The 21,436-nt window shown below is 72.4% G+C and carries 23 protein-coding genes and 2 pseudogenes; 11 read left to right on the forward strand and 14 right to left on the reverse strand.

Features of this window, described 5'->3' with window-relative positions:
• Positions 1-76: 76 nt before the first annotated feature.
• The 4 genes from ACZ4MF_RS15290 to ACZ4MF_RS15305 all read right to left on the reverse strand — a co-directional run bounded on the left by ACZ4MF_RS15290 (position 77) and on the right by ACZ4MF_RS15305 (position 5,307).
• Positions 77-2,239: a SpoIIE family protein phosphatase gene (locus tag ACZ4MF_RS15290; protein ID WP_467492476.1), complete on the reverse strand. Its 2,163-nt coding sequence runs from the start codon at positions 2,237-2,239 to the stop codon at positions 77-79.
• A 173-nt stretch (positions 2,240-2,412) separates the two neighbouring features.
• On the reverse strand, positions 2,413-3,684 hold the full coding sequence (locus ACZ4MF_RS15295) for a L,D-transpeptidase (RefSeq protein WP_467492477.1): 1,272 nt from the start codon (positions 3,682-3,684) through the stop codon (positions 2,413-2,415).
• 300 nt (positions 3,685-3,984) lie between these two features.
• Complete coding sequence (locus ACZ4MF_RS15300) at positions 3,985-4,509, reverse strand: hypothetical protein (protein ID WP_467492478.1); 525 nt, start codon at positions 4,507-4,509, stop codon at positions 3,985-3,987.
• A 189-nt stretch (positions 4,510-4,698) separates the two neighbouring features.
• Entirely contained in the window at positions 4,699-5,307 is a 609-nt protein-coding gene (locus ACZ4MF_RS15305) for a TetR/AcrR family transcriptional regulator (protein ID WP_467492479.1), read from the reverse strand.
• Positions 5,308-5,353: 46 nt separating this feature from the next.
• Between ACZ4MF_RS15305 and ACZ4MF_RS15310 the strand changes: the two genes are divergently transcribed.
• Positions 5,354-5,818, forward strand: a complete 465-nt coding sequence (locus ACZ4MF_RS15310; protein WP_467492480.1) for an SRPBCC family protein — start codon at positions 5,354-5,356, stop codon at positions 5,816-5,818.
• A gap of 111 nt (positions 5,819-5,929) precedes the next feature.
• Here ACZ4MF_RS15310 and ACZ4MF_RS15315 read toward each other — a convergent pair whose 3' ends face one another.
• The 3 genes from ACZ4MF_RS15315 to ACZ4MF_RS15325 form a co-directional block, all read right to left on the reverse strand.
• Positions 5,930-7,021, reverse strand: a complete 1,092-nt coding sequence (locus tag ACZ4MF_RS15315) for a glutamate--cysteine ligase 2 (RefSeq protein WP_467492576.1) — start codon at positions 7,019-7,021, stop codon at positions 5,930-5,932.
• A 261-nt stretch (positions 7,022-7,282) separates the two neighbouring features.
• Positions 7,283-7,663 carry a hypothetical protein gene (locus ACZ4MF_RS15320; RefSeq protein ID WP_467492481.1) on the reverse strand — a complete coding sequence of 127 codons (381 nt, stop codon included), beginning with the start codon at positions 7,661-7,663 and terminating at the stop codon, positions 7,283-7,285.
• 391 nt (positions 7,664-8,054) lie between these two features.
• Positions 8,055-8,852, reverse strand: coding sequence for an MBL fold metallo-hydrolase (locus tag ACZ4MF_RS15325; protein WP_467492482.1), 798 nt, complete (start codon positions 8,850-8,852; stop codon positions 8,055-8,057).
• Positions 8,853-8,933: 81 nt separating this feature from the next.
• On the opposite strand from ACZ4MF_RS15325, the gene ACZ4MF_RS15330 reads away from it, so the two are divergent.
• Complete coding sequence (locus ACZ4MF_RS15330) at positions 8,934-9,542, forward strand: CGNR zinc finger domain-containing protein (protein ID WP_467492483.1); 609 nt, start codon at positions 8,934-8,936, stop codon at positions 9,540-9,542.
• Positions 9,543-9,858: 316 nt separating this feature from the next.
• Here the strand turns inward: ACZ4MF_RS15330 and ACZ4MF_RS15335 are convergent.
• Together ACZ4MF_RS15335 and ACZ4MF_RS15340 are read right to left on the reverse strand one after the other, a co-directional pair.
• A pseudogene (locus tag ACZ4MF_RS15335) lies at positions 9,859-10,038 on the reverse strand (5-deoxy-glucuronate isomerase); the annotation flags it as partial.
• Positions 10,039-10,093: 55 nt separating this feature from the next.
• The gene (locus tag ACZ4MF_RS15340) at positions 10,094-10,480 is read right to left on the reverse strand and encodes a 5-deoxy-glucuronate isomerase (RefSeq protein ID WP_467492484.1); all 387 of its coding nucleotides are present in this window, start codon (positions 10,478-10,480) and stop codon (positions 10,094-10,096) included.
• On the opposite strand from ACZ4MF_RS15340, the gene ACZ4MF_RS15345 reads away from it, so the two are divergent.
• Positions 10,436-10,618, forward strand: coding sequence for a hypothetical protein (locus tag ACZ4MF_RS15345; protein ID WP_467492581.1), 183 nt, complete (start codon positions 10,436-10,438; stop codon positions 10,616-10,618). The two genes, ACZ4MF_RS15340 and ACZ4MF_RS15345, sit on opposite strands and share 45 nt — an antisense overlap.
• Here the strand turns inward: ACZ4MF_RS15345 and ACZ4MF_RS15350 are convergent.
• Together ACZ4MF_RS15350 and ACZ4MF_RS15355 are read right to left on the reverse strand one after the other, a co-directional pair.
• A complete protein-coding gene (locus ACZ4MF_RS15350) occupies positions 10,615-10,833 on the reverse strand; it encodes a ferredoxin (RefSeq protein WP_467492485.1) in 219 nt (72 codons plus the stop codon). The two genes, ACZ4MF_RS15345 and ACZ4MF_RS15350, sit on opposite strands and share 4 nt — an antisense overlap.
• An 8-nt stretch (positions 10,834-10,841) precedes the next feature.
• A complete protein-coding gene (locus tag ACZ4MF_RS15355) occupies positions 10,842-12,032 on the reverse strand; it encodes a cytochrome P450 (RefSeq protein WP_467492486.1) in 1,191 nt (396 codons plus the stop codon).
• 136 nt (positions 12,033-12,168) lie between these two features.
• Between ACZ4MF_RS15355 and ACZ4MF_RS15360 the strand changes: the two genes are divergently transcribed.
• From ACZ4MF_RS15360 to ACZ4MF_RS15370, 3 genes are all read left to right on the forward strand, one after another.
• Positions 12,169-12,882 carry a TetR/AcrR family transcriptional regulator gene (locus ACZ4MF_RS15360; RefSeq protein ID WP_467492487.1) on the forward strand — a complete coding sequence of 238 codons (714 nt, stop codon included), beginning with the start codon at positions 12,169-12,171 and terminating at the stop codon, positions 12,880-12,882.
• 250 nt (positions 12,883-13,132) lie between these two features.
• On the forward strand, positions 13,133-14,011 hold the full coding sequence (locus tag ACZ4MF_RS15365) for an endonuclease/exonuclease/phosphatase family protein (RefSeq protein ID WP_467492488.1): 879 nt from the start codon (positions 13,133-13,135) through the stop codon (positions 14,009-14,011).
• 885 nt (positions 14,012-14,896) lie between these two features.
• Positions 14,897-15,292 (forward strand): DUF3566 domain-containing protein, encoded by a 396-nt coding sequence (locus ACZ4MF_RS15370; RefSeq protein WP_467492489.1) that lies wholly within the window; start codon positions 14,897-14,899, stop codon positions 15,290-15,292.
• Between the two features lie 14 nt (positions 15,293-15,306).
• On the opposite strand, the gene ACZ4MF_RS15375 is transcribed toward ACZ4MF_RS15370, so the two are convergent.
• The gene (locus tag ACZ4MF_RS15375; protein WP_467492490.1) at positions 15,307-15,603 is read right to left on the reverse strand and encodes a DUF1330 domain-containing protein; all 297 of its coding nucleotides are present in this window, start codon (positions 15,601-15,603) and stop codon (positions 15,307-15,309) included.
• 414 nt (positions 15,604-16,017) lie between these two features.
• Here ACZ4MF_RS15375 and ACZ4MF_RS15380 point away from each other — a divergent pair, with 414 nt between their 5' ends.
• Entirely contained in the window at positions 16,018-16,374 is a 357-nt protein-coding gene (locus tag ACZ4MF_RS15380) for a HEAT repeat domain-containing protein (protein WP_467492491.1), read from the forward strand.
• 146 nt (positions 16,375-16,520) lie between these two features.
• On the forward strand, positions 16,521-17,012 hold the full coding sequence (locus ACZ4MF_RS15385) for a peptidylprolyl isomerase (RefSeq protein ID WP_467492492.1): 492 nt from the start codon (positions 16,521-16,523) through the stop codon (positions 17,010-17,012).
• A gap of 295 nt (positions 17,013-17,307) precedes the next feature.
• Here the strand turns inward: ACZ4MF_RS15385 and ACZ4MF_RS15390 are convergent.
• A pseudogene (locus ACZ4MF_RS15390) lies at positions 17,308-17,979 on the reverse strand (FecCD family ABC transporter permease); the annotation flags it as partial.
• Here ACZ4MF_RS15390 and ACZ4MF_RS15395 point away from each other — a divergent pair.
• The 3 genes from ACZ4MF_RS15395 to ACZ4MF_RS15405 all read left to right on the forward strand — a co-directional run bounded on the left by ACZ4MF_RS15395 (position 17,978) and on the right by ACZ4MF_RS15405 (position 21,029).
• Complete coding sequence (locus tag ACZ4MF_RS15395) at positions 17,978-18,439, forward strand: hypothetical protein (protein WP_467492493.1); 462 nt, start codon at positions 17,978-17,980, stop codon at positions 18,437-18,439. The pseudogene ACZ4MF_RS15390 and the gene ACZ4MF_RS15395 sit on opposite strands and share 2 nt — an antisense overlap.
• Positions 18,440-19,010: 571 nt before the next feature.
• The gene (locus ACZ4MF_RS15400) at positions 19,011-19,670 is read left to right on the forward strand and encodes a GNAT family N-acetyltransferase (protein ID WP_467492494.1); all 660 of its coding nucleotides are present in this window, start codon (positions 19,011-19,013) and stop codon (positions 19,668-19,670) included.
• A gap of 354 nt (positions 19,671-20,024) precedes the next feature.
• Entirely contained in the window at positions 20,025-21,029 is a 1,005-nt protein-coding gene (locus tag ACZ4MF_RS15405; RefSeq protein ID WP_467492495.1) for a 2-dehydropantoate 2-reductase, read from the forward strand.
• Positions 21,030-21,118: 89 nt separating this feature from the next.
• On the opposite strand, the gene ACZ4MF_RS15410 is transcribed toward ACZ4MF_RS15405, so the two are convergent.
• The gene (locus ACZ4MF_RS15410; RefSeq protein WP_467492582.1) at positions 21,119-21,247 is read right to left on the reverse strand and encodes a hypothetical protein; all 129 of its coding nucleotides are present in this window, start codon (positions 21,245-21,247) and stop codon (positions 21,119-21,121) included.
• Between the last annotated feature and the right edge of the window lie 189 nt (positions 21,248-21,436).

Below are 21,436 nucleotides of genomic sequence, written 5' to 3' on the forward strand. Positions count from 1 at the left end.
CCGGCGGACAGGCGGTGCGCATCACATGTCGTACGCCGGTCACCCACCCCACCCCACTCCCCGCCCCGCACCCGCGTCACCTCGCGACTTCCGCCCAGACCACCTTGCCGGTGTCCGTCCACCGCACTCCCCACCGGGTGGTCAGCCTGTGCACGGTCTGCAGGCCGCGACCGCCGTCGTCGAGGAGGCCGCCCCGGCCCAGACGAGGCCTGCCGTTCCCGGTGTCGCCCACCTCGCACAGCAGGCCGTGACCGGCTCTGATCAGCCGTACCGTGATGGGACCGGTGGCGAAGCGCACCGCGTTCGTGACCAGCTCGCTGACCAGCAGCAGCACGTTGTCCCGGGTGTCGGCCCTGGTGCCCCATCGCCGCAGCAGCGCGGAGACCTGCGCGCGGGCACGGGCGGGCGCGTCGTCGCGGGCGGGCAGCCGCCAGGTCGCGGTGTCCCCCTTGCGGTAGCCGATCATCCGCGCGAGCAGCAGGGTCACGTCGTCGCGCTGGTGCGCGGGTGCCAGCGCGGAGACGACGTGCGGTGCGGCCTGCTGCAGGGCGTCCCAGGGGTGCACCGCGGACACGGCGTCCGCCAGCCTGGCGATGCCCTCGTCGATCGACACCGCCGGATCCTCCACCAGGCCGTCGGTGTAGAGGGCGAGCAGCGAGCCCGGGGGTGCGTCGAAGGCGTGCACGTCGAACGGCTCCCGCAGCGCGAACTCGGCGCCCAGGCCGGGGTGCGGGCGGACCACCAGCGGGACCGCGTGCCCCTCGGGGGAGACCAGGACCGGGGGCAGGTGGCCGGCGCTGGACAGCGCCAGGTCGTAGCTGACCGGGTCGTAGAGGGCGATGCAGCAGGTCGACCCGAGGGCGCTGTAGCCGGCCGCCAGCCCGGACTCCGTGTCGTCCAGCAGCGTCACGGTCTCGTCCAGGTGCTCCAGCACCTCGTCGGGCGCCAGTCCCGCGGACAGCAGCGCGCGGGCCTCCATGCTCAGCTGGCCCATGGTGGCCGCGGCGCCCAGGCCGTGCCCGACGACGTCACCGACCACCAGCGCGGTACGGCCGTCCGGCAGCGGAAAGCTGTTCACCCAGTCGCCGCCGACGCCCGCGCTGTCGGGCGTGGCGGGCTGGTAGACGCTGGCGACCTCGATGGTGTCGCCACCGGTCCGCGGCAGCAGTCGGCGCTGTAGCGCCAGCACCTGCGTGTGCTCGCGCTGGTGCTGACGGGCCAGGTCGACGTGGTGGACGGTCCTGGCCACGAGTTCCTGCAGGTCGAACAGCTCGCTGTCGCGGAAGGGGCGGTCCGACCGCCGCCAGACCTCCGCCACGCCCAGCACGACGGGCGGCGCGCTGTCCAGGACCAGCGGTATGCACGCCACACCTGCCGACCGGTCACCGGGCACCAGGGCACGCATCACGCGCGGACTGCCGAGCACCCGCTCGACCGCCGCCCCGTCGGGGATGACGATGGCCTGCGGGGCGTCGGCCCGCCGTATGGCCTGCGCCAGCAGGCGGCTCGCGTCGCCGGGAAGATCGTCGCCCGGAGTCACGTAGCCCTCGGGCCACGCCCGGTCCGGCACCAGTGCCGCCCGTCGTAGCCGGATGCGCCCCTGCGCCCGCTCGGTGACTCCCTCGCCCGTCCACACGGCGAAGTCGAGGTCGACGGCGGCGACGTCTCCCCAGGCCAGCAGGGACTCCGCCAGCGACTGCGCGGTCTCGCCGATGTCCAGCGAGGTGCCGATCGCGGTCTCGGCGGCGTACAGGTGCAGCCTCCTGGCCATGGCGATCACGGAGACGGTCAGGCTTTCCTGGGGCGCCGCTGCGGGCAGGATGCTCAGCGAGACCACCAGCTCCGACCCGTCGCCGCGCCGCAGGCGCTGGATCCGGGCGACGTGCGCCTCACCGGTTTCCAGGACCTGCCGCAACCGCCGTGTGACCGTCGGTACGTCCCCGGGAGGCAGGAGATCGACGAAAGGGCTCCCGGGCACGGCCTCCAGACCCGCGAACACGGGGGCGTCCAGATTGCAGCGGGTGATCCTCAGATCCTCGTCCAGGTTGATCGCGCCGAGAATCCGCTCCTGACCGCCGTCCGCCGTGTCGTCGGGTACACGCCGCCTTGCGGTGCCGTCGCCCTGCGCGCCGGCAGGCCCTGCGGCCGCTGCCGCTCCGCCGCTCGGGAAGTAGCGCCCCAGAGCGCTGCTGACCAGGTCGAACGGCGAAGAGGACGAGGCGGAGGGTGTGGAGTCCATGCGGCTCTCTCGGCAATCCCCGGCGCGGCGCCGGGGCCGTACTCGGACCCGTCCGACGAGGCCCGAGATCCCTGACGGCACACCTCATTGAATAACACCGGGGGCCGCTTCGCCCACATCAGCGGATCACGCCGTGACGGCGGACGGTGCGGAATGCCGCGGCCGATGGGGCGTCAGCCGGTCGCGCTGCCCGCGACCCACTTGCTCCACGGCATGTTCCAGTCGCTGAGCCCGTTGCCCGGGGCCAACGTGGTCTTGTCCGCGGAGTTCTTGACGATCACGACGTCACCGATCATCGAGTTGTCGAAGAACCACGCGGCCGGCTGCCTGTCGTCGCCGCCGCCCTTGACGTCCTTCAGGCCCACGCAGCCGTGGCTGGTGTTGACCTTGCCGAAGATCGAGTCGGCACCCCAGTAGTTGCCGTGGATGAACGTGCCCGAGTCGGTCAGGCGCATGGCGTGCGGTACGTCATTGATGTCGTACGCGGCCGTGCCGTCCTTCTTCGTGAGGCCGACGCTCGCACCGTTCATGTGGATCTGCCGGAACTTCTCGGAGATGACCATCTGACCGTTGTACGTCGGGTGCTCGGGGCTGCCGGACGAGATGGGGATGGTCTTGATCGTCTTGCCGTCCCGTACGACGGTCAGCTGCTTCGTCCTGGCGTCGACGGTGCTGATCTGGCTCCGGCCGATCGTGAACGTGACCGTCTTCCGGATGCCGTGGCTGGTGAGCTTGACGGTGACGGTGGAGCCGGGCTTCCAGTAGCTCTCGGGGCGGAAGTCCAGACGGTTGTCGTTGAACCAGTGACCGACGACCCGCTGGCCGCTGCTGGAGCTGACCTGGATCTTCGACTCCACGGCGGCCTTGTCGCCTACGGCCTTGTCGAAGTCGACCGTCACCGGCATGCCCACGCCGACGGTCGAGCCGTTCTCGGGGGAGAGGTGCCCGATGAAGTCGTTGGCCGGGGAGACCGTGGTGATCGTGGCGTTCCCGGTGACGGGGCGGCCCTTGGCGTCCGCAGCCTCCGCCTCGACCTGATAGGTGGTGGCTCGCGCCAGGCGCCCGTTCGGCTTCCAGGACGTGCCGTCCGCGGACAGCGTGCCCGGGATCTCGGTGCCGGTCGCGACGGCGGTCATGGTCACCCTGGTGAGCTTGCCGTTGCTGACGGTGACGTTGACGGGGCTGTCGATCCCGACGTTGTGGGCACCTTGACCGGGCGTGATCCTTATGCGCGCGGCGGAAACGTCCTGGGCGACCGTTCGGTCTCCCTGCGCCTGCGTTTTCGGGGGCTTCCCGTTGCCGTTGCCGCTGGTGGCAGCGTTGCTGGTACCGCCGAGAGCCGTGAGCGCGAGTACGCCGCCGAGCACGCCGGCCGTTCCTATCAGTCCCGTGCGTCGCTTACGTGCCGTGATCAAACGCTTCTCCCATGTCGCTGGTCGGTGCATCCCTGGAGCCGGTTGACCGGAGGGGCGCAACCGGCATTAAGGATCCACTCTTACGCGGTTATCCGCCCTAAAGGGAGTGAATTGTGGCGAATTCCACGTATGCGAGGGCGCCGTCGAGGGCGGTGGCCACGCCGGCGACATGCGGCCTGCGGGCGTCTCCCGGGAGCGGAGCTCCGGACGGTTCGTCCGTGCTGCGGCGCAGAACCAGGCCTGTTCGGAAGGGAGTTGACGGGGCGGTCGACCGAGCGAGGGGCCGGCGTCCCCGAGTGGGGAGCCGGCCCCCGTGGCGTAGACCGGGGCTCAGCCGAGGCCGAGCTTCGCCAGTGCCGTCGTCCAGTCGGTCATGATGGCGTCCTGCGCGTCGTTGAGGCTGACGGTGCCCGCGCAGACGGCCTTCTTGAGCTTGTTCTCGACCACGTCCTTGTCGGCCGAGGTCTTGGTGCCGTAGTGCGGCTCGGGCCACAGGTTCTGCTCGCTCTTCGGCGCGCCGCCGAGTTCGAGCGGGACGAAGTGGTCCTCTTCGTAGTCCGAGGTGCTGGTGTCCGTGTAGCCGTACTCCACGATTTGCTTCTTCTTCAGCGCGGTGGTGTACGAACTCGGGGGACGCACCGTCGAGGTCCAGCCCGAGACGCAGATCGTGGAGTTGATGGTGCTCTGGGTGACGTCGGGGTTGAGGGCGCCGGGCTGACACGTGGGGTCGGGGAGGGGGAGGTGGGCCTGGCTGCACGACTGCGCGTGCGCGCTTCCGGTGGTGACGATGAGCCCCGCCGCCGCGAGGGCGAGGGCTGACAGGGCGGTCACGAGGGGGCGTGCTGTTCGGGACATGTGGGGGGATCTCCCGGTGTGGTGCCCGGCATTTGTCCGGGCGGTCATGATCATGACAACACAGGGATCATCTATGCGGGTAGACGCTTTGCCGCCCGGGGAAATCCTTTGGTTGAAGATTTGTCTACGGCAGGGGGTGTCAAGGCCAAGTCCTGGCCGGAACTTGGTTGTTGACAAGGATGCCGCGCGTCACTCCGGGCCGTAGTAGAGCCGGAGGAACTCCTCCATCGCCGCGTCGACCCCCGCCCGGTCACCGGTGGCGAGCAGGTCGAGCAGCAGGCCGCGGACGGTGGCGAGGCCGAGCCGGGCGCGGTTGCGGGCCGAGACGGGGTCGGCCCCGGCCGCCGTCTCGGCGGCCACCAGCGGCTCCAGCCAGTCCGACACGAGCCCGTCGAGGACCGGGACGGCCTCGGGGCGGCCGCGCAGCGCCTGCCCGCAGAGCTCGAAGAACAGCCGCTCCTGGCCGGCCAGCCCGGGGTCCGTCAAGCGGTGCCACAGCCGGCGGGCGGCGTCGGCGGGCGACAGGCCCGGCTCCAGGCGGAGTTGGGACAGCAGCTCGCGCTGGCGCCGCTCCGACGTCCGGACGATCTCGACGAGGAGCTGTTCCTTGGAGCCGAAGTAGTGGATCAGCATGCGGTGGCTGACGCCGATCGCGGCACCCAGGCGGCGCAGGCTCAGGTCCGCGATGCCGTGGGCCGCGACGTGGTCGACGGCCGCGTCCACCAGCCGGGGGCGCCGGTCCCCGTCCGTGCCGTGCGCTGTCCCGCCGCCCGGGGCGGGGTCATCGGTCTTCGCCACGTCGCGAGTGTACCGAGTGGTACATGCCGGATGTACCGTGTGGTACATGAAGTCTGTCACCGTGTCGACCGACGTACCGCAGACGCCCGAGCAGGTCTACGACTTCCTCGATGTCATGGCTCACCACGAGCGCTTCACCGACCACTACCTGAGCGACTGGCGCTACAGCGGCCCCGCCCGCGGCATCGGATCGTGCGCCACGGTCACCGCCGCGCTGGGCGGCGCCAGGACCGACGTCACGATCGAGGTCGTCGAGGCCGACGCGCCCCGCCGCATCGTCGAACGCAACGTCAGCGCGGGCGGGCGGCGCCTGGCCCACGGCACCTACACCCTCGCACCGCTGCGCACCGGCGGGAGCCGTGTCGCGTTCACATACGCCTGGGTCCGCGCCCCGCTCGCCGACCGCATGCTCGCACCCGCCGTCCGGGCCGTGATGCGGCGCGCCAACCGCACGGTCATGCGACGCCTCGCCGCCGAGCTGGCCCACCACACCTCCGCGTCCGGCTCCTGACACCGGGCCGTACGCGCCCGCCCGTCACCGTGCGCGGACGAGCCCTCGCCAAGGCGGGCATCGATCCGCGGACGACGCCGCACGGGCACCCGGAGCGGTGCCGTCCGCCCCTCACTCGCTCTGGGTGCGCCGTACGCACTCCGTGACCACGCCCCGCAGGCTGCCCGTGCGTTCCAGGAGCAGCCGCTGTTCGCAGGCGCCGTTGCCCCGGCCGAGCAGCCGGGCCACCGTGTGCTCGACGCGGGCCGCGTCACCGTTCTCGCTGAGGACGTCGCCGATGCGGTCCAGCAGCGAGCGCACCACCTCCGCGGCGGGCCGGGGCCGCATGGTCGCCGGGTCGAGCAGGTCCTCGTCCAGGCCGGCGTGGGCGGCCTGCCAGGAGGCCAGCCGCAGCACGCTGACACTGTGGTCGAGCGGCGGTTCGCCCGCCCGCCAGTCGCGAGCCGCCGTCTCCACCAGGGCACGGCACAGCGCGGCGACGAGCACGGCGGTCTCCGCGTGCAGACACACGTCCGGCACCCGGATCTCCACGGTGGGGTAGCGCGCGGACGGGCGCGCGTCGAAGTAGGCCATCGCCTCGTCGAGGATCACCCCGGTGGCCAGCATGTCCGACACCCGCCGGTGATAACCCTCGGCGGACCCGAACAGCTCGGTCGGTCCCGCCGACGGCCAGCGGTTCCACAGACGGCTGCGGTAGGCGGCGTAGCCGGTGTCCCGGCCCTGGCAGTACGGCGAGTTGGCGCTGAGCGCGCACAGCACGGCGAGCCAGGGGCGCAGCCGGTCGACCACGGCCACGGCCTCCTCGTCGGACTGCACCGACACATGCACATGGCAGCCGCACACCAGCTGTTCCCGGGCGGTGACCCCGTACCGCTCGGCCATCCACCGGTAGCGTTCGTTCACGCTGATCGTCGGGCTCACGGGCAACGGGGAGGTGGCCAGCGCGGCCACCGCGCAGCCGATCTCGCCCGCGTGGCGCGCCGCTTCCCGGCGGCAGTGCGTGATCTCGGCGCCGAGGAGCTCCATCTCCGCGTGCGGGTGCGTGGCGAACTCCAGCATCTGCCCGAACAGCTCCTTCTCGAACACCTCCTGCCCGGGGTCGTCCTCGGCCGCGTGGGCGAGGACGGCGGCCGACATGGCCTGCGGCTCCCCGCTGCGGGGGTCGACCAGAAGGAGCTCCTCCTCCACGCCTACCGTGCGCACCAGCATGCCGCCTTCCTGCTCGGTACGGCCCGGGGGTATCCGGCGCCCGGGGGTGAACGGCGCCCAGGGGTCGTCGCCACGCCGAAACCCGGATCTGCCCTCCGCATCCCGCCGCGGCCGTGCTGCGCCGCGAGAGCGGACGGCGACCGGGCCGAAGACCGGCGGGGCATGGCCGCCCCGGAGGTCGTCGGGCCCTTTGTACGCGAAATCCATCGTAATCACGTCCGGGAGCCGCTTCCTGGGCTACCGCGTCGGCGGCCTTCAGGCGTGCGGTCCCATCGTGTGCTCCAGAGCCTTGCGGGCGGCGAGACAGCCCGCGATCTTGAAGGCGAGTTCATGGGAGCCGAGCGTGTGGGCGCGGACCTGTCGCAGCACCACCCTGGCCGCGGTCAGGACCCCGTGCTCGGGCAGGCTCAACTGCTCTCGAACCCCCGCGGCGATCGCGGCGAAGAAGCGCGGCAGATCCTCGGCAGACGCGTGGTCCACCGTCAGCCCCTTCGCCACCTGGAAGGCCAAGCCCTCCGCCGCGGGCTCGAAGTCCACCGTGATGTCCGCGAACTGCGGCGCACAGTTCTGCCGTTGGTGCAGCACCCGCACGCCACGGATCGGATACGGCGGGAACCGGAGCGGCGCTGACGTCATGCGACGACGCTACCTCGCACGCCCCGGTCGACGCGGTCCCTCCACAACTCCCGTGACCCGCCCGGGCGTTGACTCGACCACGGTGACCGGTGCCCCCGCCCGCACGTCCATGCCGTTGGCGCGGTGTACGCCTGCCGGATACGCGCCCACCACGACCGGCCGGCAGCAGGTGGCGGGCTTCTCCCGCGGGGCCAGGGCGTCCGGAATCTGTGCGGACGGCGGCGGCCGGTCGCAGGGCGGGTGCCTCTGCTGTCCGACGGGGGTGGGGGAGCCGTCGAGCCCCACCCCGTCCCGATGCGCCGCGTCCGGGTGCGTGCTCAGCGCTTCATCGACACCGTCGGCGTTCCCTTCCGTACTCCGGCCCGGCTCGGGCCGGCCGGGGCCTGTCGGTTCAGGCGTGCCGGCCCCAGTCCAGCCGGTCGGCGAGGCCTGCTGCGGCGAAGGCGGCCGCCAACTCCTCGCGGCCCTCGGTGAAGTGGGCCCAGCTGTCGTAGTGCGCGGGAACGACCCGGCGGGCGCCGAGGATCTGTGCGGCCTCGGCGGCCTGGGCGCTGTCGAGGACGATCAGCGCGCCGTCGAAGAGGACGGGAAAGCGCGGGGCTCCGGCGAAGAGGACGGCGGTGTCCACCGGGGCGAAGCGCCCGGCGATCTCCTTGACCGCGTCGAGGGAGGCGTTGTCGCCGCTGACGTAGACGGTGGGCAGGCCGGCTCCGGTGAGGACGAAGCCGACGACCTGGCCGGTGATCGGCTCGATCTCCTCGTGCGTCCCCGGTCCGTGGATCGCGGGAACTCCGGTCACGGTGATCGTGCCGCCGTCCGGGCGGTCCAACTCCACGGACTCCCAGTCGGCCAGACCCTTGGCCGTGCCGCCGAGGCGCCGGCCGCCGCCGGGTGTCGTGAGGGTGAGCGGGATGTCGGCGAGCAGGGCGCGGCCGGAGTTGTCGAGGTTGTCGGCGTGCTCGTCGTGCGAGAGCAGGACCACGTCGATGGGGCCGAGGTCGGCGGGGGCGGCGGTGGAGGGGGTGGTCTTGGTCAGGACCGGGCGGCCGGGCCGGCCGTAGTCGCCGGGGCCGTCGAAGGTCGGGTCGGTCAGGAAGCGCAGGCCGCCGTACTCGAAGAGGACGGTCGGGCCGCCGAGGGCGTGGACCGGGAAGGGGTGGGGGGCCGCGGGGAGCGTGGACGAGGGCATGATGGAGTCACCTCACGGATGGATTTTTATGAACCGTGAGGTGACCGTAACTGCTTCTCACGGTTGGGTGCAAGACGTAACATGAGGAGCGTGAAGGAGTACGTCATGGAAGAACCGTCCCTGCCACCCGCGCAAGGCGAGGAGGAGCACATCTCCCTGGCCCTCGCCAACAGCTCGATCACCCTGCCCGGCGGGCACACGGTCGATCTCCTGGCGACTCCGGCACAGGCGAACCACTGGCTGACGGCACGTGGTCTCGCACCGGTCGATGCCGGCATGCTGGAGATGTGTACGACCCAACTGCGTTCGCTGCGCGAACAGATCAGGTCGCTGCTCGCCTCCCGCACCGCGGGGCTGCCCGCCCTCCCTGCCGCCGTCACGGCCGTCAACGACGCGATGACCCGCGTCCCCACCGCCCCGCTGCTGCACTGGGACGACCGGGAGGGTCCCTACCGCGCCACACCGCATCCCACGACCGCGATCGTCGAGCACGCGCTGGCCACCCTCGCCGCCGACGCCGCGGAACTGCTCACCGGCCCCGACGCCGATCGCCTGACCGCCTGCGGCTCGACCCCCTGCAACCGCTACCTGCTCCGCCACGGCCGACGCCACTGGTGCTCCATCCGCTGCGGCGACCGCGCCCGCGCCGCCCGCGCCTACGCCCGCCGCGCCCGGCCCGGGGCGGAATGAGGAGCCTGCGGAGCCGATGACGTCGGCTCTCCGTGTTGCTGTGGACGGCCGTCCCGGCCGCCGCGGGGATCGGCGCCGGCGAAGTGTTGGGCCGGGCGGCGGGCGGTCCCATGCGTGCCGTCGCGCCGCGCACGGCAGGTCCGCTTCGCCTGTGGTGGCGGCCTGGAGCAGGGCCTGGCCGAGGCCGGCGACGTTGCCGTGTCCGAAGATGCCCCACACGCCGGGGGCAGGCGCTGTTCCTGGCCGTCACGCTCGCTGTACTGGTTGGCCGGAAAACGGACCAGGGCCTGGGCGGTGGTGAGCCCGATGGCTTCCGTTACGCGTTCTCCTCGGGGCCGAAGAGGAGCCGCTCGTCGCGGTTGCCGCCCGGGGTGAGGACCTCGCACACCGGGAGCTGCTCGGCGGCGGTGCCGGGCAGGCAGTAGTTGCTGACCTGCCGGGAACATGCGCCCGCGGCCCGAAGCTCGACGGGCGCGTCCTCCGTGCGCCCGTACCGAGCGGGGAGGCCACCGCGCTCGGCACGGGCGGAGGGCGGCGCGAACGTCCCGCCGTTATGCGCTGCTGATCTGAGCCGTCGCGTCGGGTGGCGGGTACGCGAAGTCGGCGACCGCGTCGAACAGCCCCGTGCGTCCGGCGAGTGCGAAGACCTGCCCGCCGGTCACGGCAGTGCAGTCGCCTCTCAGCGGCAGCACGAGGAACTCGGCGTCTCCGGTGGTCGGTTGGTGACTCTCGCACGGCTTCAGGGTGAGGACCCTGAGGTTGGGGTATCGCCAGCCGGCCGACTCCGGCGTGACCGCGACGTCGTACTCTCGCCGCGGGAGGGCATGGCCCGCTGAGTGCGATCTGGTGGTCGAAGCGCTCGGCGGCCGGGGCGGGGTGGGGCGGGGCGGCCCATGACCGTCGTGACGGCCGACACCAGGTCGTCCGTCAAGGTCCACGGCGAACGCGGACTCGTGCGTGCCGAGTGTCCCTGGCTGGAGCTGGGTCTTTACAGTTTGCTGCCCACCGATCCCGAGGTGGGCCGCGACGAGTTCGCTCGCCGCGGCACCGGAGCTTCGCCGGCGGTGCGTGGCTAGCGGGGCGCGATCTCCGTTCCGTTCGCGTCCCGGATGCTGATGGCCAGCATCGGGCAGATGTCCGCGGCTTCCAGAGCGCGCTCGTCGTGCTCGGTGAGGTGCTCGTGCACGGGATGTGCGTGGTCGTCGTCGAGGACGAACAGGTCCGGTGCGGTTCCGGCGCACATACCGGAGCCGATACAGCGGTCGGCGTCGATGCGCAACTCCCAGCTCATGGGCCGCCTCACCATCCCACCGGCATCACGCGGGGGCCGCGCACCAGCATTTCCGTCTTCCAGGTGATGTCGCCGGCGATGTGCAGCCGGGGGAAGCGGGTCACCAACGCGCCGATGGCCTCCTGGAGTTCGAGGCGGGCCAGGGGAGCCCCGAGGCAGTGGTGGACTCCGTGGCCGAAGCCCAGGTGGGCGTTGCCGCTCCGGGTGATGTCGAGCGTCCCCGCCGAGGTGAAGCGCAGCGCGTCGCGGTTGGCCGCGCCGACGGCGACCAGCACCGGCTCCCCGGCCCGCACCAGGGTGCCCCCCACCTCGACGTCCTCTTTGGCGTACCGAGGCTGACCGGCCCCGCTGCCCAGGGGCACGAAGCGCAGCAGTTCCTCGACCGCGCCGGTGATCAGCTCCGGCTCGGCGCGGAGGCGGGACAGCGCCTCCGGATGGTCGAGCAACGTGACCACGAAGTTGGGGATCTGGGTGGCGGTGGTCTCATGGCCGGCGACGAGGATTCCGACGCACAGGTCGACGAGCTCCAGCTCGGACAGCCGGTCGTCGTGGTCGCGCGCCTCGATCAGCGCCGTCATCAGGTCGTCCCGGGGCTCCTTGCGGTGCGCGCCGATCAGCTGGGACATGTACCCGCGCAGCTCTTCGCGGTTGCGGTCGAACTCCTCGGCGGTCAGTGAACTGGTGGACAGCGCCGCGTCGCTCCACGCACGAAAGCGCGGCCGGTCCTCCTCCGGCACCCCGAGAAGCCGGCAGATCACCGCGACAGGAATGGGCAGGGCGTAGCGGTCGACCAGGTCGGCCGGCGGGCCCGACGCCTCCATCTCGTCCAGCAGGGCGGACGTCAACTCCTTGACGCGCGGCCGGAGTTGCTCCACCTGGCGGACGGTGAAGGCCTTGGCGACCAGCGACCGCAACCGGGTGTGGTCGGGTGGATCCATGCTGAGGATCCCGCTGTCCCGCCTGCCCTCGGAGGCACGTGGCTCGTCGTGAACGAGTGCCAGAGCACGGCTGAAGCGCTGGTCGCCGAGGACGAGCCGGGCGTCCGCGTAGCGGGTGGCGAGCCAGGCCGGCTCGCCGTAGGGCAACTGGACGCGTGACAGTCCCGGGGTGTCACGGGCCCGCTCGTACGCCTCCGACAGGGCCAGATCCTCGCTGGAGTTGAAGGGATAGGCGAGGGGTGCGTGGTCCGTTGCCGTCACTGCTGCCTCCCTGGTGTAATCACGTGCTTACAAAGCTAGGAGGTGCGCACCGGCCGGTCAACGACGCTAATCGGCCGTTACCCTGACGGCTCCTCGGCAGGCGCGAGCGGGCCCACGGCGGCAGAAGGAGCAGAGGGTGGACACCAGCGAGCAGACCCTTCACCAGGACCGGACCGGCGGTGGCCCGCCACGGCAGGACTCCCCGCGAGAGGACTCCCCGCGGCAGGACTCCCCGCGAGAGGACAACCCACACCGTCCGCGCGACGCCCGAGGGACCCGCACGCGCATCCTGCACGCGGCGGGCGCGGTCTTCGCGGAGCGTGGATACGAGGCGGCCACCGTCCGTGACATCGCCGGCCGCGCCGGGGTGAACCAGGCGCTCATATTCCGCTATTTCGGATCCAAGAAGGCCCTGCTCACCGAGGTGATGGCCCAGGGAGGCAAGGAGCAGGTGAGCGGCACGCCCCCGGACCGGCTGTTCGAGACCGCGCTGCGCGGTGTCCTCGCGGACGGCGGCAAACCCGGGTCGGACCGCCTGCTCGCCGTCTACCTGCGCTCCATCGGCAGCGCGGACGCCGCTCCTGACACCGTCCGCGCGCTGGGCGAGGAGTACGCCGCCGCGCTCGCCGCCCTCTCCACGGCCGACGACAGCAAGCTGCGCGCCCAGCTCGCCATGGCGTGGCTGCTCGGTATCGGTCTGATGCGGGTCGTGGTCGGCCAGGAACCGCTGGCCAGCGCCGAACCGGACAAGATCTGCGGGCATGTCCTCACGGCGCTCGACGGGCTCCTGCGCGACGGGACGGCGCCCGGGGGAGCGGGAACGGAGCAACGATCCGACGAGAGGCCGTAGCGGGTGACGGCCGTAGCCCCGGTGGCGGACGCGCCGGTGTCGCGCCGCCGTCCGTCGTCCCGTTGCCGGCGCCCGTCCCCCGTCGCTGTCGCTGTCGCTGTCGCCGTCGTCGTCGGTGAGGGGCGAGGCGTGGTAGACCGTGAGGTGTCCGGGCTCCGCCGCGGCATCCGACGGTCGCCCGTGACCGGCGGGACCGGTGATTGCGCGTCCCGGCGTCCGCCCGGGTGAGGTGAGGTGAGGTGAGGCGCGCGTGCGCTGTGCGACTCTGAACGTCCTGCACGGCCGGCGGCTCCGGAGCGGCGGCCGCCCGGCACCGGCATCGGACGACATCCCCTGGTGGCCGCTCGCTGACGCCGTCGCCGCCCTCGACGCCGATGTGCTGGCCCTTCAGGAGGTCGACCGCTTTCAGGACAGGTCGGGCCGTGTCGACCAGGCCGCCGTTGCCGCCGATGCCATGGGCGCGCCCGACTGGCGCTACGCCTCCGCCCTCCACGGACGGCCGGTGCCCGGCCGGGGATGGGTGTTGGACCCCGCCCGGCCCGGGCCAAACCTGTACGGACCGCGCGACACGGACCAGGCGGACGCGGTTCCCTCGCACGGGGTCGCGCTACTGTCCCGGCTCCCGGTGCGGGAGTGGCTGGTCCTGCGACTGTCCCCGGCGCCGTGGCGCCTGCCGCTACGGGTCGCAGGGAACCCGGGATTCGCCCTGAGCCGGGATCAGCCGCGCGCCGCGGTGGCGGCCGTGCTCGACGGAGCGCAGGGCCCCTTCACGGCCGTGGCCCTGCACCTCTCCTTCGTCCCCGGCTGGAACATCGGCCAGTTGCTCCGCGTGCGTCGCTGGATCGCCGCACTGCCCCGGCCGCAGCTGCTGCTCGGTGACTTCAACCTGACGGGCGCGCTGCCCAGGGCCGTGCTCAACGGGGCGACGCCGGGCCCGTGGCCGGGTCGGGGGCGGGCCGACCGCTGGCGGGATCTGGCCCGGGCCCCGACCTATCCCGCGCACCGTCCGATCGTGCAGCTCGACCATGTCCTCGCGAGGGGCGTCGCGGCGGACGCGGTGCGCTCGGAGAGCGCGCCGGTGCTCGGCGTCTCGGACCACCGACCCCTCGTGGTCGAGCTGCCGCCGTGACGCCTCCGTCCGCCAGCGGCCCTCGACCGGGGCGGCTCGCGCGGCAGTGAGGGCCGTACCTCAGGTCGTCGTGGCGGACTGCACGCCGAGCCCGGTGAGCGCGCCTCCCACTCTGCGCCGGCAGGCCCGGTCCGTGGCGAAGCCGCTCGGATCCCCGACGCCTACGACGAGACCGTGGGTGCGATGAACCGGAGGGTGCGGCAGAGCACGGCCGGGTCGGCCGGGGACCCGCGCGCCGCGCGGCCGAGATCACCGTGCGAACCGTACGGCAGGACCGGTCCCTGAGCCACCTCCTGCTGGGCGTGGAGCCCTACCCCACGGAACTCCACCGTAAGAACGTCCGTGACCGTGGCCCCGCCCATGACGCAAGGGCGGGGAGGCCCCGTGGGGCACGAGGCCGGGGCGCCACGGTCGTGGCCCCGCCCGTGTGTCCCCGGCGGCCCCCGGTCGTGCGCGGAGCGGCTCACCGGACAGAGAGGTGGGGCAGGGATTCGGCGACGGTCCAGGCGTACCGCCCCGGGGCGACGGCGTGTATGCGGTGGGCGGTGTCCGGCGGGACCTGGTACGTCACGCGCCGGCCCGCGGAGTCGATGATCCGGCACCCCGCCGGGCCCGGAGACCGGTGCCGGCGCCACCAGCACCCCTCTCCCGGCCGAATCCGCCCGGCTGCCCTCGGCACCGTCTCTCCCGGACGGGCCCGCATCGGCGCCCCCAGCACCCCCTTCCTCGGTCGGAGCAGCCACACGACCCGCGCACCGGTCCCGGCCCATCGCGCTCGGCCGACCCGATCCGGCACCCGGTGCCGCACATCGCCCGGCACCGCCCGACGGGGACCCCGGGCCCGGAGCGTCCGACCGTACGGACGCGCATATCGGAGGGGGACCCGTGGCCGGTGATGGTGACGAGCTTCCTGCTCCTGGCCGGCCTCGGTGTGGTGGCGGTCGTCACCGCGGTCATCGTCTGGTTCCTGGTGGAAGCGACGGCCCGGATGTCCTGCCGGAGCTGGGCACCGTCTTCGCCGTCTCGATCGGCGTCGTCGGCCTGGAAGTCGTCACGGGGACGTTCCTGGCGAGGCTGGGCACTTTCATCTACAACCTGTCGGCGCAGCACAACGGAGGTGTCGAAGTGGCCGTGACCAACGATCTGGGGCCGACCCCGGCCGCCGCCCGGGCCCTGCTCGTGGTGGCCCGGGCCCGGGTCCAGGCTCGCCGTTGTCCGCTCGCGCACGCCCCGGCCTGGGCCTCCCACGTCGTACGACGCCTGCCGGTCAAGGAAGACTGAGCGGAGGACAACGGCTACTCGGGCAGGCCCTCGGCGAAGAGGAGCCGTCGTTCGAGCGCGACCTGACGCAGCTTCAGTGCCTGCGCGTACTCGGGCGAGGCGTACCACTCCTTGGCCCGGTCCATATCGGGGAACTCGACGATCACGAGCCGCTGTTCGGAAGGCCAGGCCCCTTCGACGGCATCCGGCCGCGCGCCGCGGACGACGTAGCGGCCCCCGTGACGAAGGATCGACGCCTCGGCCAACCGCCTGTACTCGTCCGCGAGTGCGGGGTTCAGGAACTTCACCTCGGAGATCACATAGGCAGCCATGCCGCTCATGCTGCCACGCGTGCCTTGTCCAGGATGCGTGGCGGAGCGCGGGTGCCGGAGCGCTGTCGGCATCCGGTGGCCGGACTCGTGGGGTGGTCACAGCGGGCGAGACCGGCCCAGTGGGTGCGATCGGCCGCCCGGACGTGTCAGCCGTCGCTCGCCGTCCGCCTGACTCGTGGGGGCGCAAACTCCGTTGGCGGGATGCGCCGAGCGGCCGACACTGAAGTCATGCTTGGATTCGTCAGGACCGACAATGCATCACTCGTCTCGTGCCTGGGTGATCCTCAGCGCACCGTCGCCGCGTATCACGCGTTGCTCCGACGTGGGGAGAGCGTACTGGGCGCCGTCCGTGCCGGCCTGCGGGACCGGAACCTGGCCGTGCGTGAGGGCTGTTGCCGCCTGCTCGATCACCTGGTGGACACCGAATCGATGGGCGAACTCATCGCCATGGCGGACGACCCCGACGCCCGCGTGAGGATCGCCGCGCTCCACGCTCTGGCCTGCGACCGGTGCAAGGGCGACACCTGCGCACCGGGAGCGGACCGCGTCCTCGAACCCGCACTGCGCCACCTGGCCTCGGACCCCGACCCGCACGTCCGGTCGATGGCCGCCGAACTCGTCGGGAGGTTCGCCCACTTCGACGCGCGCGCCCTCGCCGCCCTGGGCGCGTCCCACGCCGGCGACCCGAGCCCCGCGGTGCGTAAGAAGGCGGGTTGGTTCACACCCGGCGGGACCATCTACGAACGGACCCTGCCGTCCGCCGCCGGATGACGGGGCCTTCTCGGCACATGACGGCTCGTGTCAGATGCCCGGTGAAAGGCGAGGGAGCCCGTGTCCGCCGGTGGGGCGATCGCGCGCACCTCCGCGCGGGCGGCCAGGTTCCCGGGTTTTCCGAGCCTGCGACATACGATGTCCGAATGACCAAAGTATTGCTGAACACCTCGGCCGGAGACATCACGCTGGAACTCGACGAGGCGAAGGCACCGAAGACGGTGGCCAACTTCGTCGAGTACGTCCGGTCCGGCCATTACGACGGAACGATTTTCCACCGGGTGATCCCCGGATTCATGATCCAGGGTGGCGGCTTCACCCCGGAGATGGAGCAGCGGCCGGCGCCGCAGCGCGTGGAGAACGAGGCCAAGAACGGCCTGCGCAACGACAAGTACACGGTGGCGATGGCCCGGACCTCGGATCCGCACTCGGCGAGCGCCCAGTTCTTCATCAACACCAACGGCAACGACTTCCTGAACTACCCGGGCCAGGACGGCTGGGGTTACGCGGTCTTCGGGAAGGTCGTGGCCGGCAACGAGGCCGTGGACGCGATCGAGGGAGTGCCCACCACGACCCGGGCCGGGCACGGCGATGTGCCGGTGGAGCCGGTCACCATCGTGTCCGCGCGGCTGGCCTGAGCCCAGTGACGTGTGTCTGTGCGGCCCCGCACCGGGGCCGCACAGGTACGGTCCGGCGGGGTGCCCACCGCTTCAACGGCTGATCGCTGCACGACCAGCACGTCCCCCGCGTCCTCGAACCCGGCCAGTGCACGCAGCGCGGTTCCCGCGGGCATCGACACCTCACCCTTCTTCAGGGACACCGTGAGCAGCGCGAACAGCGCCGCAAGAGCGGCTGTGGCGCAGACGAGGCCCCGGCGACGCACCCGGGCACGCGACGTGGACGTCGTACGTACGGACACGGCGGCGCCGCTCGTCGGGCCACCTTCCGGGCCGGCAGGGCGAGCAGCGGCGCGCCGAGGAACGCCGTCACGATGCCGACCGACAGCTCCGAGGGCCGGATCACCAGCCGGCCGAGCACGTCGGCGGCGAGCAGCAGCGGGCCGGTGATCAGACAGCCGGGCACGAGCAGCCGGTGGCCGTTGCCGAGCAGGGGCCGTACGAGATGGGGTGCGGCCAGGCCGATGAAGGCGACGGGGCCGGCCATGGCGACCGCCGAACCGGCGAGCGGCACCACGGCGATCCCGCCCGCCGGCCGGATCCGGGCCACCGGAACGGCCAGTGCCTGCGCCGAATCGTCGCTCAGGGCAAGGGCGTTGACGGCGGGGGAGAGGGCGAGGGCGAGGGCGACGACCAGTCCGGGCAGGAGAGTGGGCAGTACCGGCCACAGCACCTCCAGGAGCCTGCCGGACAGGGACCCCGCCGGCCAGAACCGCGCCTCGTCAAGTGTCCGCTGGTTCAGCAGCATCACCGCCGACGTCCATGACAGCAGCACGAGTTGGAGCACGGTGCCGCCGAGCGCCAGCCGTACGGGGTAGAGGTCACCCGAGCGCTGGGCGAGCGCCTGGGCGAGCAGGGCGGCAGCCGCCGCGCCCGCGAACGCGAAGTGACTGTCCGTGAACTCTCCGTGCCGGAGCGCCCGGGCCATGGCACTCAAGACCTCCTCGGCCGACGTCGTCACGCACGCTCTGGGCGACGTCTACCCTCGATCGGCCGACGTCTGCGAGGCGCTGACCGTGCGGGTCGCGGAGCCGGGTGACGGCGTGGGTGAGACGGGCGTACGCGAAGCGGGCGTACGTGAAACGGGGGTCACGGCCGAGGAGTTGATGCCGGGCCGAGGCGCGCTCGACGCCTTCGTCGACGCCGAGGCCGCCCGCATCCGGGACCGCCACGGGGCCACCGTCCGCCGGCATGCCGCCGCCTCACGCGCCCTGCACGGCTACGCCTGGTCGGTGGGCCTGCTGATGGAGGAGCGTGGTTCCTCGAACGACGAGTGCCGCACATCCGCCCGCAGGACCTGTGGCTGGATCTCGCCTCGGGTACGTACGTCATCGCCCCTGGCAGGGAGCTCGCCCGCCTGGCGGACGACGCCCTCGCCGGTGCGCTGACGTTCCATCAAGAAAACATTTCGCACACGGCGTTGCGTCTGGCGATGGCCGATCGCATGCGTCCACTGCTGGCCGCCATCGGGCCGTCGCGCGGCGCGGGGTGTGCCCCCTGTGGGGCATGGTCGGTGACGACCTCGTGTCCGGGATCTGGAACATCGGCAGAATGCTGGACCGGGAGGAAGACGCCGTACGCGCCGCGACCGACATCTTGCCGGCCGCCGTTCCCCCTACCCGTCAGGCGCCGACTTCTGCCGTCCGACCGACGAGGACGGCCGCACGTACGCCACCCGCACGCGCACCGGTTGCTGCATGCTCTACGCGATCCGGCCGGCCGAGGCGTGCGTGACCCGTCCGCGGAACTCCCGGCCGCAGCGGAAGACCTGGACTCGGCGCACGCTCCGGGCGACGGTGGGTCTCGCCGGCTCCCGCTTCGCGTCGAATTCCGCGCGACAGGGCGCGAAAGCTCTGCAACGCTACGGGCCTGGGCCTGGGCCTGGGCCTGGGCCTGGGGCTGCGGATTCGGCTGTGGCCCGCACACCGACGATCCGTACGGGCACGTGATGGGTGAGCGATGGGTTTCACGCTTGAGGGACCGGTTCTGGACGGCACGCTCGTGCGTCTGGAGCCGCTGGAGCACCGCCACGCGGCGGACCTGGCCGTGGCGGCGGAGGACGACCGCAGCTCCTACCGGTTCACGTGGGTGCCCACGGCCGACGAGGTCGAGGGGTACGTCGACGCCCAACTCGCCCGCGCCGCCGCCGGAAAACTGGCCCCGTACGCACAGGTGGACCGGGCGTCGGGGCGGGCGATCGGGACCACGGCCTACTGGGACCCGCGGTTGCTGCCGACGAGCGGTGAACTGTACGCGATCGAGGTCGGGTTCACCTGGCTCGCGGGGTCGGCCCAGGGGACGGGCGTGAACACCGAGGCGAAGTACCTGTTGTTCCGGCACGCGTTCGAGAACTGGGGAGTGGCGCGGGTCGACCTGAAGACGGATGCGCGCAACGCTCGGTCGAGGGCCGCGATCGAGAGGGTGGGTGCCCAGTTCGAGGGTGTGCTGCGCAACTCGTCCCCGTCCTGGGTGGCGGGTGAGGAGGGTCGGCTCCGTGACTCCGCGATCTTCTCGATCACCGCGGAGGAGTGGCCGGACTGCCGCACGCGGCTCGAACAGCGCATGACGCGAGGCTCCCGGCGCGGGCGACCGGGGGGCGATCTGCCGTCCCCCGCCTGACCCGGCAGACGACCTCGGCGGCCGCGCTCAGAAGCAGGCGGGCACGCGGGGCGCGTACGGAGCCCACGGTCGGGGCGTCGACGACCGGGTTCCTCTGCCTCCGGGTTCCTCAGCATCCGGGTTGCGCTCCGAGCGGCGTGCCGAGCACTCGCCCCGGGTTCGGCGAGGTGTCCGGCGGCAGGCGGGTGCCACGGGACGCTGCCCACCCCCTGGTCGGCGAGCAGTCCGCACCTGGGCGAACTGCCAGGCCCACATGGTCGAGGCGCCCAGGTGCGGGCCTTGCTGGTCAGCCGACCTGCGCATGGGCCATGCTGGCCCTTGCCAGCCCCCCGCTCATGCGCAGGAGTCGCCCCCATGTCCAAGCCCCGCTTCGCCGTCCTCGGTGCCGGCAGCATCGGCTGTCACCTGGGCGGTCACCTCGTCGCCGCCGGGCATGACGTGGCACTCGTCGGCCGGCCCGGCGCCATGGATGTGCTGCGCGAGCGGGGCCTCACCCTGAGCACCTCCGTAAGGCCGCCCGTCCACCTCCCGCCGGACCGGCTGGTGTTGGCCACCGGCCCCGAGGCGACAGCCGACGCCGACTACGTGCTGGTCACGGTGAAGACCGCCGGTACCGAGGCCGCCGCCGAGGACATCGCCCCCCATCTCGCCCCGGGCGCCGTCGTGGTCAGCTTCCAGAACGGGCTGCACAACCCCGCCACCCTGCGCGCCGCGCTCCCCGGTCACACCGTGCTGGCCGGGATGGTGCCGTACAACGTGGTGCGGTCCGAGCCGGGCACCGTGCACCAGGGCATGCCGGGCCGTCTCATGACCGAGCCCGACGACACGCTCTTCGGCGCCTTCCGCGAGGCCGGCCTGGCGATCGAGGCCCGCACCGACATGTCCGAAGTGCAGCACGCCAAGCTGCTGTTGAACCTCAACAACGCGATCAACGCCCTGTCCGGACTGCCGCTGCGCGACCAGCTCGGCCAACGCGCGTACCGCCGCTGCCTCGCCCTGTGCCAGCGCGAGGCCCTTGCCGCGTACCGCGCCGCCGGGGTCGCTCCGGCCCGCCTCGGCCCCACCGGGCCCGCCGTCACCCCGTACGTGCTGGGACTGCCCGACGCCCTCTTCCGCAGGGTCGCGGCGGCGTCCCTCCGGATCGACGCCCATGCCCGTTCCTCGATGTGGGAGGACCTCCAGCGCGGCCGGCGCACGGAGATCGACTCCTTGCAGGGCGAGATCGTCGCCCTCGCCGCCGCCCACGGACTGAGCGCCCCCGCGAACGCGCGGCTGAGGGTCCTGGTGCACGAGGCGGAGTCCGCACCGCGCACCTGGACGGGGCCGCAGCTGTACGCCGAGCTGTGTGCGGCGCGCTGATCCGCCGGGATACCGGCGAGCGCCGTCGGAGGCCAGGAACGCGACCGCGTCGGCGCTGTCCGGGGGCCGGCCGGTCCGGCTCAGGGCGGTCAGGCCGATGGTGCGCTCCATCGGCCGGTCCGGCTCAGGGCGGTCAGGCCGATGGTGCGCTCCAGGTTCGCCGGGTCGGTCGACGGCACGATGGCCTGCAACCGGGCGCTGCGCACCACGGTGGCCACGCACCAGGGGCCCCTCGCCGCGTACGTGGCCCGCCTGGGTCCGTCCGCGTGTTTCCCAGGAACGGCTTCTGGACGGCGGGCCGGGGTGGCAGCCCGGATCAGCGGGTGAACACCGCGGGGCGGGCCACGCTCAACCGGCCTGACCGGTACTGCTGCTGAAGGCCGCGTACGCCTCGCCGGTACGGCGTC

It is taken from the genome of Streptomyces sp. NPDC025793 (genome assembly GCF_055558375.1).

Excerpts from the sequence above, each read along its gene's own strand:
- ACZ4MF_RS15290 (WP_467492476.1), bottom strand. The coding sequence starts at position 2,239 with ATGGACTCCACACCCTCCGCCTCGTCCTCTTCGCCGTTCGACCTGGTC.
- ACZ4MF_RS15295 (WP_467492477.1), bottom strand. The coding sequence starts at position 3,684 with ATGCACCGACCAGCGACATGGGAGAAGCGTTTGATCACGGCACGTAAG.
- ACZ4MF_RS15300 (WP_467492478.1), bottom strand. The coding sequence starts at position 4,509 with ATGTCCCGAACAGCACGCCCCCTCGTGACCGCCCTGTCAGCCCTCGCC.
- ACZ4MF_RS15310 (WP_467492480.1), top strand. The coding sequence starts at position 5,354 with ATGAAGTCTGTCACCGTGTCGACCGACGTACCGCAGACGCCCGAGCAG.
- ACZ4MF_RS15320 (WP_467492481.1), bottom strand. The coding sequence starts at position 7,663 with ATGACGTCAGCGCCGCTCCGGTTCCCGCCGTATCCGATCCGTGGCGTG.
- ACZ4MF_RS15325 (WP_467492482.1), bottom strand. The coding sequence starts at position 8,852 with ATGCCCTCGTCCACGCTCCCCGCGGCCCCCCACCCCTTCCCGGTCCAC.
- ACZ4MF_RS15330 (WP_467492483.1), top strand. The coding sequence starts at position 8,934 with ATGAGGAGCGTGAAGGAGTACGTCATGGAAGAACCGTCCCTGCCACCC.
- ACZ4MF_RS15345 (WP_467492581.1), top strand. The coding sequence starts at position 10,436 with ATGACCGTCGTGACGGCCGACACCAGGTCGTCCGTCAAGGTCCACGGC.
- ACZ4MF_RS15350 (WP_467492485.1), bottom strand. The coding sequence starts at position 10,833 with ATGAGCTGGGAGTTGCGCATCGACGCCGACCGCTGTATCGGCTCCGGT.
- ACZ4MF_RS15375 (WP_467492490.1), bottom strand. The coding sequence starts at position 15,603 with ATGGCTGCCTATGTGATCTCCGAGGTGAAGTTCCTGAACCCCGCACTC.
- ACZ4MF_RS15385 (WP_467492492.1), top strand. The coding sequence starts at position 16,521 with ATGACCAAAGTATTGCTGAACACCTCGGCCGGAGACATCACGCTGGAA.
- ACZ4MF_RS15395 (WP_467492493.1), top strand. The coding sequence starts at position 17,978 with ATGGCACTCAAGACCTCCTCGGCCGACGTCGTCACGCACGCTCTGGGC.
- ACZ4MF_RS15400 (WP_467492494.1), top strand. The coding sequence starts at position 19,011 with ATGGGTTTCACGCTTGAGGGACCGGTTCTGGACGGCACGCTCGTGCGT.
- ACZ4MF_RS15405 (WP_467492495.1), top strand. The coding sequence starts at position 20,025 with ATGTCCAAGCCCCGCTTCGCCGTCCTCGGTGCCGGCAGCATCGGCTGT.